The sequence below is a fragment of the Enterobacter sp. PL_is514 genome, from assembly GCF_055816715.1.
On the sequence record NZ_JBVPGN010000036.1, the window covers coordinates 463,415 to 475,941 of the forward strand.

Genomic DNA, 12,527 nt, shown 5'->3' on the forward strand with positions numbered 1-12,527 from the left:
GAACCGTCTGACGCTGCAAGAGAAAGGCGTAAAAAATGTGGCTTATGATGAAGGTTGTTGTTTTGCCCACTGTAAAAACCGGGCCCGCGTGTCGGGATCGGCCTGCTGGAACCAGAATTTTAGGCGCTGTTCCGTCAGGGTCTGTGACTGGGGAGGAATGACGTCCAGTTCAGAGACGCCGGAAAGCAGCGTACTGTCGTCAGCCATCATGGTGGCAAACTGAGGAAGCGACGCGCGTTTACCCGCTTTGTTATAGGTCTGGGTCGCGGCCTCGTAATCCGGACCTTTTGGTGAGGTCGTCAGCGCCAGAATATCCAGCTTCACCGGAATCGGCATCGCATCTCCGTCCAGCAGTTCAATGCGGGGAGATGCGTCGAAGGCCGCCGATTCTTTCTCCGTTTCAATACGAGGCAGGGTAATGTTGACCTGACTGATTTGCCGGGTATTAAAGCTGACGATCAGCGGCGGGGAGATATACATCCTTTGCTCGTGATTCGCCAGACCGATCGATTTTTCCACCCGGAATACCAGCTGATGCGGCCCGTTATCCAGCTCGATGCTGTCCGCACCGCGCAATAACGAACTGGAAACCTTTTTTCCGTCCAGTACCAGGAGATCAATATCGGTAGAGAGCCGGAGCGTGGTCGCAAAAACGCAGACCGGCATCACTAACGCAATCAGAGCAGTGGCAATACCGGTTTTCATAGAAGGCTCCCGTCAGAAATCCTGTCGCCGCATTAATGTATCTAAATTTTTCGAGAATCATGTTTACTAACATATAGACATATTTCGCCGTTTTGCCCTCATGCGTCGGTATGGGATGGATGGTTGAGATGTGCGGTTTGGCGTACACTTTTAAAAAAGCCAGGAGAAAAACCATGAAAGAGAACGATATTGCCGAGATTCTGACATCCACGCGTACCATTGCGCTGGTGGGCGCGAGCGATAAACCCGATCGTCCAAGCTATCGGGTGATGAAATACCTTCTCGATCAGGGCTACCACGTCATCCCGGTCTCGCCAAAAGTGGCGGGGAAAACCTTACTGGGCCAGCAGGGTTACGCCACGCTCGCTGACGTGCCGGAAAAAATTGATATGGTCGACGTCTTTCGTAATTCCGAGGCGGCGTGGGAAGTGGCGCAGGACGCTATCGCCGTCGGGGCGAAAACGCTGTGGATGCAGCTGGGCGTGATTAACGAGCAGGCTGCGGTGCTGGCGCGGGATGCGGGGTTAAACGTCGTCATGGATCGCTGTCCGGCGATCGACATCCCCCGTCTGGGGCTGGCGAAATAATAAAAAAAAGCCCGTTCATCGGGCTTTTTTTACACGCTTAGTTCCGCAGGCGCGGAGCCTGTAACTGTTTGCGGATAGTCTGAGCAAGTTCATCCATAGTGGGTTGCTCCGGATGCTCTTCCTGCAGCTCGCTGCTCAGCTGCGCTTCAGCAAGATAGGTGTGAACGGGCTGTCCATCATCACCTTCCATCACCACATGGTACCAGGGCGCGGCGCGAAGCTCTGCATTCACCGCCAGCTCGTCTGCTGACGGTTCATCAAGGGAATACTCCGGGTCGATATCCACGACCACACCCAAATACCCGAGCAAAGTGTGGCGGACCTGCTGGCCGATACCGAATTTGCTGGCAATCATAGTCACCTCCCGGGAAATACGACTTACACGTTATGTGCGGGCAATATTTCTCTTTTCAAGTTACATGACGCGACAGGCAAACCCTTTCAGATACAGTCCTTCCGGGTAGGTAGCAATCACGGGGTGATCGGCTGCCTGACGGAACTGCTCTATAAATTGTACATCACGGCCAGCATCTATTGCGGCATCGGCGATGATTTTCTGAAATAAATCTGTGGTCATCAGGCCTGAGCAAGAGAAGGTGAGGAGAATCCCGCCCGGGTTCAGCAGCTGGATAGCCAGCATGTTGATATCTTTATATCCACGGCACGCGCCCATCAGCTGGCTTTTGTTTTCCACAAACTTTGGCGGATCCATCACGATAACGTCGAACTTTTCGCCCTGATCGCGATATTTACGCAGCAGCTTGAACACGTCATCGCGTACAAACTCCGCTTTGCTCAGATCCAGCTTATTCAGCTCGACGTTCTGTTTTGCCACGTCGAGCGCTTCCTGTGAGGTGTCCACGCTCACCACCTGGGCACAGCCGCCCATCAGTGCCGAAACGGCAAAACCGCCGGTATAGGAGAAGCAGTTCAGCACGCGTTTGTCGGCAACGTACTGACGCGTAGCCAGACGGCTGTCGCGCTGGTCGAGGTAGTAACCGGTTTTGTGCCCGCCCTGAATATCCACCAGCAGCTTCATGCCGTGCTCTTCAATCGGCAGCAGGGCAGGCGGCAGTTCACCCGTGACCGGACCCTGCGTCAGCTCCATGCCCTCTTTTTTGCGCACCGCCACATCGCTGCGGTCGTAAATGGCGCACTGTGGGAACAGCGTTTGCAGCGCGCTAATCAGCGCGGCACGCTGGTATTCCGCTCCGGCGCTCAGGAGCTGCAGCACCAGGAAGTTACCGAAACGATCGATGGTCACGCCCGGCAGACCGTCGGACTCACCAGCAATCAGGCGGTAGCTGTCCAGCCCGTCGCGTTTTGCCAGCCACTCACGCCACTGCTGCGCCTGCTGCAGACGATGCACGAAGAAGTCGATGTCGATGGTTTCGTCTTTATCGAAGGTCCAGACGCGCGCGCGGATTTGGGACGCTGGCGAGTAAGCGCCTCGCGCTAACCATTTCCCCTGATGGTCAACGATATCAATGGTTTCACCGAGGCTGGCTTTGCCTTCCATACGGGCAACCGCGCCGGAAAAGACCCAGGGATGACGGCGCAGTAATGATTTCTCGCGCCCTTTGGCTAACACTAAACGTACACTCATAATTTGCTGTTCTGTCGATTTCAGGGAAATGGCGCGTAGATTACCACATTCAGCAAGGCGCAATCATCTGCGGATGCCGTTGAGCGTTTCGGCACAAAATCGAATCGCTTAGGCACATTACGGCATTGCAGCAGGCTTTACAGTAGGGCCTCCAGTTCAGCAGAGGAAGCACCCATGAAAAAGCGCAGTGTCATCACAATAGCCGCTCTGGCGGCGATAAGTTTTCAGGTTTTCGCGGCAACGCCTTTTGGCATCACCAGCCAGGATATTTCCGGCGATCGGCGGTTGGCGCAGCAGCAGGTATTTGAGGGATTTGGCTGCCATGGTGGGAATACCTCTCCCCAGCTGGCATGGAAAAATCCGCCCGCCGGTACAAAAAGTTTTGCCGTTACGGTCTATGACCCTGATGCGCCCACCGGCAGTGGCTGGTGGCACTGGACCGTAGCCAATATACCGGCGAATACAATGACGCTGCCCGCTGATGCCGGTAACCCGAACGGCGAGAAATTACCTGCCGGCGTGGTGCAGGGGCGCAATGATTTCGGCTATTCTGGATTCGGCGGCGCATGTCCACCCGCCGGGGATAAACCTCATCGCTATCAGGTTACAGTCTGGGCGCTGGACGTGGATACACTGCCCGTCGACAAAAATGCCAGCGGCGCGCTGGTCGGTTTTATGATCAATAGTCACACTCTGGCAAAGGCTCAGTTAACAGCAACCTACAGCAGATAAGGATGACAGGGTGCAGGAGTTCCATTTTCGACATAAACATCTTACTGCGGGTGAAGTGACTGCCAGCAAAATGCATCGCCTGCACCAGGTTAAACTCTTCTTTCCGGCTATTTGTCATATCACTCACGGCAGTAAGGTGATTGTTCAGGACGATAACCGCCTGGAGGCGACACGGGATCAACTCATCATTATCCCTGCCAATACGGTGATGGAGATTATCAATCAGCCCGCGAACGGCATGTTTCGATCGGACTTGCTCATGTTATCTCCGGAGATCGTTGCCGAGTTTAAAGCGCATTACCTGAAATCCTGGCCGCGCACGACGTTGCATTCGCTCTGCGCGCCGCTGAGCGAGGGGCTGGCGTTTATGTGGGATAACCTGCTGCACGCCGTGCGTCAGGATTTACCGGAGGCGCTACAAAAGCATCAGGCCTTCGGTCTGTTGCTGGCCTTGCTGCATGACGGCGTGGCAGGTCCGCTGCTTATTGAGCGAAACAGTAACCTGACCGAGCAGGTGCGGCAGTTCATTATGCTGTCGCCCGCCAGAGCCTGGAGCGCGCAGGACGTCGCCAGCCGTCTGGCCTTAAGCGTACCGACGCTGCGCAGGCGGTTACGCGAGGAGTCACAGAGTTTTCGCCAGATTGTGGAGGAGGTGAGGATGGCCGTTGCTTTGTCACAGCTACAGTCAACCCGATTACCAATTGGCGAAATCGCATTACAATGTGGGTATCTTTCCAGCTCTCGTTTCACCGCCCGTTTCCGGCAACACTACGGCTGTTTGCCGAAAACGCTACGTTAAGGAGAAGAAAAATGTCTAAAGTCTGCACCATTGCCTGGGTTCACGGCGTTGTTCAGGGCGTGGGGTTCCGCTACAGCACCCAGCGCGAGGCCGTTCAGCTTGGGCTAACGGGATACGCGCGAAACATGGACGACGGCAGCGTTGAGGTGGTCGCCTGCGGCGAAGCGGAGCAGGTCGACAAGCTGGTGGCGTGGCTGAAAGCGGGTGGGCCGCGTAGCGCACGGGTTGATAAGGTCTTAACAGAACCGCATCAGCCCGGGCGGGAATATATGAACTTCGGTATTCGCTACTAAATGCACTTCACCGGTTTTGGCAGGCCGGCAATTTTGGTGGCCTGTTTTGCCGGGCCTTTCGGGAACAGACGATAGAGATAGCGGCTGTTGCCTTTCTCTTCACCGAACTTATTGGCCATCGCCTTGACCAGCATGCGGATGGCCGGAGAGGTGTTGAATTCAAGGTAAAACTCGCGGACAAAACGCACCACCTCCCAGTGTTCGGGGGAGAGGGTAATCCCTTCGTTTTCCGCAATTTTCTCCGCCAGCGGTTCGCTCCAGAGCGTCGTATCTTTCAGATAGCCTTCGCTATCGGTCTCAATTTCCTGGCCTGCAAAAATGAACATAATCTTCTGTCGTAGGTAAAAAATCAGCGACAGTGTAGCAAAAAAGCGGGCTCAGGATAAACCGTGACCTACAGGAGCAACTGAAGCAGGTTGTTGGCATTGAGCTTCTTCAGCGCGTTACATTTATGGGTTGAAACCTGTTTCTCCGACATGTGCGTCACGATGGCAATGTGGCGGACCGGCAACCCGGTCAGCATCAGATCGAGCACGTTGAATTCAGGAACGGTCAGGCAACAGTCCAGGCTTCGAACGCGACGCGGCTCTTTTGCCAGTAAATACGCCGCATCGGCAACGGCGATCCTGTCGTCGATGATATAAAGCGTTAGCGTACCGAAACGCTTGCGTAAATGCGTCGCCAGCGCCCACCCCTTTTCGTTACAGACCAGATAAAGGCTGCCTTTCCAGCGGGCGGCTTCAAGCCTGAGCAAAATGTTGATCAGCGCCTGATGCGTCGCCGCCACGGAAAAACGGCAGCGGACGACCACCACGCGGCGGGTAAGCAGCGTTGGCTGCCATTGTACGGTATCGCTTATGACCTCTGGCTGGACGCCCCGACGCAGCAGCGCATAGCGCAACCCTTCGGCGTAAAATCGATTATTGTCGAGAATGGCGTAACTCACGGTGACCTCGTTATAACGTGCTGGGCGTATAGATAACGCGCAGCGTGCCGGTATAGTCGCCTGCGTTTTTGCTGCTGGCAGCAAATGCAGGCGTTTTCAGGATAATCGGCGCAGGAATGCACAGTACGCTCTCGCGTCCGCCGGGCAGCACGACCTGACGCAGATACTGCGGATCGTTAGTGCCCTGCCAGACCACGGTTTTACCGTTCGCGACCGTTTCGGTTGCGCCTGTGATTGGGTTGGTGACGGAGACCCGATAATCGAGACGGTCCCGCGCATCGGTCTGGCTACCGCCGCGCCGCCGGATAGAAAATGCGCCTTCGGCACGGTCCGCTGACGTCAGTCCGTCGTCCTCAAAGCGAAGATAGGCGCGGGTGCTGGTACTGTTTTTGCCGTCGTACAGGCACATATCCAGCGTGTTTTCCCCCTGGATCTCGCTCCCCCCGGGGCGCCCCGGGAAGTTGGTCAGGTTGAGGTTAACGATAGGCGTGGAGTGCGGAAAGGCCGGCAGATAGATCTGCTGATTACCCGGATCGACCACCTCAATGCGAATATTGGCCTGCCATTTGGCGATGGTGAGATAACCCGGACATCCGACATTCACGTCACCCCAGTTTCCGCCGCAGTCGGCGCTATCCCATTGGCGCAGGTTTTGCTTCAGCGTGGCGGTCCAGATCCCCGGCAGGGCGAGCTTATCCAGTTCGCTTTTTACGATATAGAAATCGAAATAAGGCTCTCTGTTCCAGTCAGCGATTGTGTCCGATCCCCTTGCTACGAAGCTGGCAGAGGTAAACACTATGTTTTTGATAAATATGTAATGATCGCCATACACCTTGATATCCACCGTCTTGCTGGTGAGGGCATGCGTAAAACGTAAATTGATGGCATAGGGTGCGGCCGGGTTACTCGTCCACCAGACCGGGGCGTTCATGCAGGCGCCGTTCGTGGTGTCAGTCCGGGACTCACAGGTCAGGGTGTTACGTCCCCACTTTTGAGGATCGGCGGGGTCATAACCACCCGATTCATGAAACCAGATGTCAAAACGCGCAGGCGGTGCCATACGATCGAAGCTGATCCCAACGCTGGAGTTTCGTCCCGCGGGGGCGCCCGCCAGCGTCTGGCCGGCCCACAGGCTTAATAACAGTAAAATAAAGAGGCGTTTAATCACATCATTTCCCTTTAGTGAGGCTATCGGTATTCATGGCTGTCGGGCCAGCAGGGACCGACCGTCCGGCCAGCATCAGCTGCGCCTGCTGCTGGACTGCATCCGGCAGAGCGGAGAAGGTTAATTCCTTACAGGGAATCGAACCGACGTAACGCACGACGTCGCGCATACTCTTCACGCTCAGCGCGCACTGATAAAATTGCTGCTGACGCACCAGGTAGAGGTTATGCAGCAGGGCGTCGCTTTGGGCGCTAAACCCGCCGTTGCCAAGGTCGCTCCAGCCGTTCACGTTCAGCGGCACGCCGCCGATAAACGGCGAATGGTGCTCGTCGGTTAACTGGCCAAGCCAGGTGTAGCTTGCGGTCGTTTGCACGTCCCGGCGCAGCAGTTTGCCTGGCACCATAAACAGCGTTCTGCTGCCTGACCCTTGCGTGATTTCACTGCTGGCTCCCCGGGAAACGTCCAGCGATTCGTTAATCGTCAACGTCGTCTGCTGATAGCCCGGTACCGCGAAGAGGGCGCGGCTATTGCCCGGAATGTCTGCGCTCCCGCTATTATCCAGCGACACGGCGACGCGCGAAGCCTGAGCATCTTCCGGCGTCGCCACGTTCACCGCGACGGCGGAAGCAGGGCGACCGTCGCTCCAGCGGCCCAGCCACAGGCCAGAACGGGACAGCGCGAGCGTTGAGCTGTAGTTGCCGCTGCTGCTCAGCGTATGGCGGCGGTCCTGACGATCCCAGGCGTCGCTGACCGTCAGGCTTCCGTTGCCATATCGCCCGCCCTGGCGCGTATAGGCTGAGGTATTCAGCGAGTCGCTGTTAATGCCCGACGCGCTGAGGCCATACTCATTTTCACCGCGGGCATCGGCATACCAGTTATGCGCCACGCTGTAGCTCAGCTGGTTTTTTTCACGCTGCTGGTGCTGCCATGTCGCGCCCAGAGAGGTGTAGCTTGAGGCATCACCCTGACGGTTATGCGCCATGGACAGGCTCACGCTCAGGTAGCCGCCTTTATCCCTGCCGTCGCGGGCGTCATCGTTACGCATAAACAGGTTAATGCTGCTGTTAATGTTCAGGCCATGGGTGCTGAAGGCATTGCTCAGGCCAGCCTGCCAGGCCCGCGTGCGCGAGCGGGTCATATAGACCGATTCCCACGGCAGACCCGCATCGTGGCGATCGTCACTGTCCGGCAGCTCCCGGCGTGAAACGTACCGGCCTTCGTTGCGGTTATCCGAATACCCCAGGCTTGCATACCAGGCGCCGACCGGGACGGAGAACATCACCGAGAGGGTGCGATAACAGCCGTTCACGGCATCAAATCCCGCGCTTTGGGTGTTGCAGTTTTCAGCGGATAACGCGTTGCGATAGACGCTCAAAGAAAAACCGTCGTTGTAGCTGATTTGCTGAATATTGCCGCGCTGGCCTTCGCTGCCGTAGAGGTAGCTAAACCGGGTACTCAGCACGCCATCGATCGGGCCCGCGTTGAAGCCCCGGCTCCAGTCGATCGCGTTTTCCAGAAAACGCTGGTTTTTCTTGAACGTTGCCCCGCTGGTCAGCGCCAGCGTGGGGGTGACGGGCAGACGAACGCCCGCCTGCGCAACCGCGCGGCGTTCTTCGTTTTGATCGCTATTATCGGTTTCGCCCGCCTGCAGGAACCACTCGACGCGGTCGAATGGCGTAATGCCGGTTCGGGTAAACGGCACCTGCTCGGTGCGCGTCAGCCGGTTATTTTCATAGATGGAGAGCGTCACGGTGTAGCTCCCGTCCGGGAACGAACGCGTGTCCAGGGTTTGCGCCCCGGCATTCAGATAAAAGCTCGCCAGCAGATGATTTCCCCGGCGGGCATCGATACGCGCGTCATGGGAAAGCAGCACGGTAACAGGGGTTCCCTTCGACTGCTGAACCGGGTTCATCCATACCCGTGTTGAACCCGTGCGCAGGCCACGAATTTTGCCCAGCGGCAGCTGGCTGAGGTTGATATTTCCGCCAGCGTTACTGAACAGATCGCGGGTATCCATCTCACCTAACTGGACATAGTACTGACGCAGGATATCCTGGCGGAACCAGGCGTTGTTGACGGTGACCTCCTGCTGCTGCTGGTGCCGTGAACGCTGTCCCAGCCAGGTCCAGTCGAGATTTACATAGCCGTCCTGGGTGAGCGCCAGCGCGCCGTTGCCCTGCACGGTTGCCGACTGATAATCCCTGTCGGCAACGAAGTTAATGTTCTGCTGATGGATCAGCGCATTTTCGGTGCCCTGAGTGGGCTGATACCATTGATTCTCTGCCGTCTGCTTAGGCAGAAATTTCTTGTCCAGGAACAGGTTAATGCGGGCGTTATTCTCGTCATAAATAATGGCCGCGCGGTCGGTATTGATGTAATCACAGCCCGTTGCGGAGCCGTTGCTGCTGCAGGCCAGGTTGCCGTTACGGGCAAGCGGAACGGCCAGCGCGGCAGACACGGTGGCAACGAGGGATGGGTCGTCATTAAACCGGCGTTTGATGGCCGCTACCACGGTTTCAGGTGCGACAAAGCTGACCGTTTCAAGCGTGATATCCGTTTCAAAAAGGCCCAGCGCCTCGCCGTAGAGGTTCACCTCTGTCCACAGGCGCTGCGTCTTCGCCAGGTCTTCAAAACCTGGCGGGACGGCCATCCCTGCGCAGGCGAGTTGGATGGAAGCGGGTAACAAAGCAACAAAGAGGAGGGTATTTCTGTGAAACGCCATGAACGAGCCTCGACATCATCCTGACGTCAGAGGGTGAGCACCCTCTGACGTTATTCCTTAGGTGCTGTGGTGTTACGCACCGCCTTCCGTGGTCGTCGCCTGCGTCAGCATCAGGCTGACAACGCCGCTGTACTGACCGGTTTTCAGAATGCCTTTGGTGGTCTGGGAAATGGTCAGCGGCAGTACCGCAGAACCGTTTTCAATGCTCCCCGGGAACAGTTCTGTACCGGTGTATTCAACATCTGCGGTAGAGAGGGTTTTATCGCCCAGCTTCACCGTCATTGGGATGGTCTCAGCACCGTCGGCATTCGCCAGCTTCGCGGCGCTAACCAGACGGACTTTTACGTTGCTGGTCGCGGAGTTAGACCACACCTTGGTATTCAGGCGGTAGCTTTCCAGGCCACGGCCAGGCAGGTACTGCATATCGATGCTTGCCGGCAGCGGCGTGTTATCAGCCTGGGTCATATCCAGCTGTGAATCAACGCTGGCGTTGACGGTAATATCTTTTTGAATCGCCAGCGCGCTAACGGACGTGGTCATCGCTGCAACAATCATGAGAGGTTTAAAATACTTACGCATTGATATCTCCATATTTACAAATGAGCACCCTGGCTCTTTAAACAAACCCTTTGGGGTCTTTACGGTAACGTCGTGTTATTGCACGACGGGTAAATCAGCTTCTTCAGCGGTTTTATTCAGCCAGTTGAAGTAGCGGAATTTATATTTCTGGCCTTGTGCCTTCGCGAGCGTTTTTAATTTCCGTTCGGTATCCGGATAAATCGTCGCGTCTTCTTTAATCCATCTGCACGACGAATCCGCATCACAAATACCGATCTCTCTCAGCGGCACGCGCAACGTGCCGTTGTTTTTTAACGTTCCCCTCTGAGGGTCAATCGACAGCGAAACCACGCTTTTTTCCGGTGCGAGATGGATCAGGGCGCCCCAGATCACATTGACGCCCAGTCTTGCCATCGCAGCAGGGCTTTCGGCCTTGCCCGGAATAATGCTGTCAGGCTGCTTGACCCCTTCAAAATAGACGCGCCAGGTCGTCTCTTTTTCCGGGGGCGTAAGCGATACCAGGCGAACCACGCGCATTGCGCCTGCCGCAAGGGCGAATTTTTCCGGCGTGACAACCACGCCACCTTCTTTCCACGAGGCCACATCAATCTCTTTTTCCTGGGCTGTGCCGGGATTAAGAATTTTCTTTTGCTTCACCCGAATGAACTGAATATCATCGCTCTTCGACGCCACTGTTATTTGCGCCGTTCCGGAGCTATCTACATTAAGTTCCATCGGGTACACGCTCATATTAGCCACTGAAATTTGTGAGAAAAAAGACAGTGAGAGTACAATGGCGTAAAAAGCATAGGGCCTTTTCTTTACAAATTTTAATTTCAACATCTGTCTGCTCTGGTTACTGAGTGGTTTATTGCCAGTGGCCGTCTGCTTGTGAATCGCTTCAGGGCAGAGAAACTTTAACCAGAACAATATCTTGAGAAAATTTGTATTAGTTAACTCGATATATACAGTTTTTTATCCTGATTTTCTGGTCTAAAGGATGTATAGTTAATATTAAATGCCGCCATCGTGAATATTGGAAAAAAACGCACCTGCTCAAAAATTAATCGAATCAGGGCTGTTTTTATGTCTTTTGTACTTTCGAGTGGAACAAAGACAGGTGGCATAACCTGAGAACTAAATATGTTTTTTATATGCAATAATTCGTTATTATTTAATCCAGAGACACATGCAATTAGCCTGGTCGGACAACCAGAGTCGGTATTAATTCTCTCGGCTCCCGCTGCCCGGCTTTTACAGGAGTTCATTCGTAATAAAGGATGCGATCTCAGCCGGGAGGTGTTAATCACACGTGTCTGGGAAGCATATGGCTTTACCCCATCAGGCAATAATCTTAATAAGGCGGTGAGTGAACTACGTAAGAGTTTTCAGGTTTTGGGTGAGTGTCAGGAGATGATCGTTACCTTGCCTCGTTTTGGTTTTCGTTTTGATGCGGAAGTTGTTAGCCACCCAAAGCTGCTTTTTTGCGAACCCAACCCGGAGCCTACACCGGTTCCCGTATCGTTCAACAGTAAAATATCGAAAATATGGAATCGGGCTCGTCTCACAAGACGGGCAGGTCTTTTCGTGCTCACTGCTGCAACTATAGGAATTGGGTTTTTATTATATCGTTTACATTACGTCATCGCGCCCGTAGAACTTAAAGCAATTAATGAAAAAATCGGAAGCTGTAGATTCTGGTTTATCAACGAACAGGATCGGCCATTAAAAATGTCAAAAATATCAAGGATGCTTGAGGAAAATAATGTCATGTGCCAACAGGAGGAATACGATATTTATTATTTTAGTGAACGACTTACACTTTCTGCTGCGGATGAGATTTTTATTGGGGCGTGTCCGGTAAATAAAAGCAGCCCGTGCAAAAGTATTCGTTATAAAAGTGGTCCCGAAGAATGAAAATAAAACTCCTGTTTGGGCTCGGGGGGGCTATGGTCGGAAGCTTAATGGTGGTGGCTTTCTCTCCTTCCCAAAACGATACGCAAGATGTCCTGGCTTGTACTACCGAATTTAATTTTACCCGAAATGAGGGAAAACCAAGCGAAGTGAAGGTAAATGCCATAGCTCAGTTCTATGTACGCGCGGATGGTACCGGCTTAACAACCTATAAAGGCGCTTCAAAGATAAAAGGGAAAGAGATGATTGTGGATCGCGACGTGAATTTTACCTGGAAGCGTCGAACGAATGACCATGTTATTATGTTAACCTATAAGAACACTTTGCGTCGACATAATGACAATACGCCCGATGCGCTGTGGGGAAGCTTTGCGCGTCCGGGAGCGCGTTACTATATTACCCTCTCTAAACTTTCCCCTTCTGTGTGGCTTATTCAGGATCGACTTTATCCCACCTATATTTGCCGCGAAGATTAAGGCATAAAAAAAGGAGAATGCCAG

The 12,527-nt window shown here is 54.3% G+C and carries 15 protein-coding genes; 6 read left to right on the forward strand and 9 right to left on the reverse strand.

From position 1 onward, the window contains the following. Positions 1–42: 42 nt before the first annotated feature. Entirely contained in the window at positions 43–705 is a 663-nt protein-coding gene (gene csgI, locus AC0TNG_RS22460) for a curli synthesis inhibitor (RefSeq protein WP_061715624.1), read from the reverse strand. A gap of 173 nt (positions 706–878) precedes the next feature. Here csgI and AC0TNG_RS22465 point away from each other — a divergent pair, with 173 nt between their 5' ends. Then, on the forward strand, positions 879–1,292 hold the full coding sequence (locus AC0TNG_RS22465; protein WP_008499920.1) for a CoA-binding protein: 414 nt from the start codon (positions 879–881) through the stop codon (positions 1,290–1,292). A 37-nt stretch (positions 1,293–1,329) separates the two neighbouring features. Here AC0TNG_RS22465 and hspQ read toward each other — a convergent pair whose 3' ends face one another. Both hspQ and rlmI read right to left on the reverse strand, forming a co-directional pair. Continuing rightward, positions 1,330–1,647, reverse strand: coding sequence for a heat shock protein HspQ (gene hspQ, locus AC0TNG_RS22470; RefSeq protein WP_008499919.1), 318 nt, complete (start codon positions 1,645–1,647; stop codon positions 1,330–1,332). 60 nt (positions 1,648–1,707) lie between these two features. Further along, a complete protein-coding gene (gene rlmI, locus AC0TNG_RS22475; RefSeq protein ID WP_248163791.1) occupies positions 1,708–2,898 on the reverse strand; it encodes a 23S rRNA (cytosine(1962)-C(5))-methyltransferase RlmI in 1,191 nt (396 codons plus the stop codon). A 174-nt stretch (positions 2,899–3,072) separates the two neighbouring features. On the opposite strand from rlmI, the gene AC0TNG_RS22480 reads away from it, so the two are divergent. From AC0TNG_RS22480 to yccX, 3 genes are read left to right on the forward strand one after another with little or no spacing between them, the layout of a single operon-like run. Then, positions 3,073–3,630, forward strand: coding sequence for a kinase inhibitor (locus AC0TNG_RS22480; protein ID WP_473713118.1), 558 nt, complete (start codon positions 3,073–3,075; stop codon positions 3,628–3,630). A gap of 10 nt (positions 3,631–3,640) precedes the next feature. Then, on the forward strand, positions 3,641–4,429 hold the full coding sequence (locus tag AC0TNG_RS22485; RefSeq protein ID WP_024907756.1) for an AraC family transcriptional regulator: 789 nt from the start codon (positions 3,641–3,643) through the stop codon (positions 4,427–4,429). An 11-nt stretch (positions 4,430–4,440) separates the two neighbouring features. After that, positions 4,441–4,722, forward strand: coding sequence for an acylphosphatase (yccX, locus tag AC0TNG_RS22490; protein ID WP_024907755.1), 282 nt, complete (start codon positions 4,441–4,443; stop codon positions 4,720–4,722). Here yccX and tusE read toward each other — a convergent pair. The 6 genes from tusE to AC0TNG_RS22520 form a co-directional block, all read right to left on the reverse strand. Next, positions 4,719–5,048, reverse strand: a complete 330-nt coding sequence (tusE, locus tag AC0TNG_RS22495) for a sulfurtransferase TusE (RefSeq protein WP_008499913.1) — start codon at positions 5,046–5,048, stop codon at positions 4,719–4,721. The two genes, yccX and tusE, sit on opposite strands and share 4 nt — an antisense overlap. A gap of 68 nt (positions 5,049–5,116) precedes the next feature. Further along, on the reverse strand, positions 5,117–5,668 hold the full coding sequence (locus AC0TNG_RS22500) for a LuxR C-terminal-related transcriptional regulator (protein WP_023617861.1): 552 nt from the start codon (positions 5,666–5,668) through the stop codon (positions 5,117–5,119). 10 nt (positions 5,669–5,678) lie between these two features. Continuing rightward, entirely contained in the window at positions 5,679–6,836 is a 1,158-nt protein-coding gene (locus tag AC0TNG_RS22505; protein WP_417927173.1) for a CfaE/CblD family pilus tip adhesin, read from the reverse strand. Position 6,837: 1 nt separating this feature from the next. Next, on the reverse strand, positions 6,838–9,555 hold the full coding sequence (locus tag AC0TNG_RS22510) for a TcfC E-set like domain-containing protein (RefSeq protein WP_473713119.1): 2,718 nt from the start codon (positions 9,553–9,555) through the stop codon (positions 6,838–6,840). 72 nt (positions 9,556–9,627) lie between these two features. Then, the gene (locus tag AC0TNG_RS22515) at positions 9,628–10,134 is read right to left on the reverse strand and encodes a CS1 type fimbrial major subunit (protein WP_021240847.1); all 507 of its coding nucleotides are present in this window, start codon (positions 10,132–10,134) and stop codon (positions 9,628–9,630) included. A 75-nt stretch (positions 10,135–10,209) separates the two neighbouring features. Further along, positions 10,210–10,956 (reverse strand): fimbrial protein, encoded by a 747-nt coding sequence (locus tag AC0TNG_RS22520; protein ID WP_050597748.1) that lies wholly within the window; start codon positions 10,954–10,956, stop codon positions 10,210–10,212. Between the two features lie 300 nt (positions 10,957–11,256). Here AC0TNG_RS22520 and AC0TNG_RS22525 point away from each other — a divergent pair, with 300 nt between their 5' ends. Continuing rightward, complete coding sequence (locus AC0TNG_RS22525) at positions 11,257–12,030, forward strand: winged helix-turn-helix domain-containing protein (protein ID WP_024907751.1); 774 nt, start codon at positions 11,257–11,259, stop codon at positions 12,028–12,030. Further along, complete coding sequence (locus tag AC0TNG_RS22530) at positions 12,027–12,503, forward strand: hypothetical protein (protein WP_024907750.1); 477 nt, start codon at positions 12,027–12,029, stop codon at positions 12,501–12,503. Before AC0TNG_RS22525 ends, AC0TNG_RS22530 begins: the two co-directional genes overlap by 4 nt. Positions 12,504–12,527: the final 24 nt, after the last annotated feature.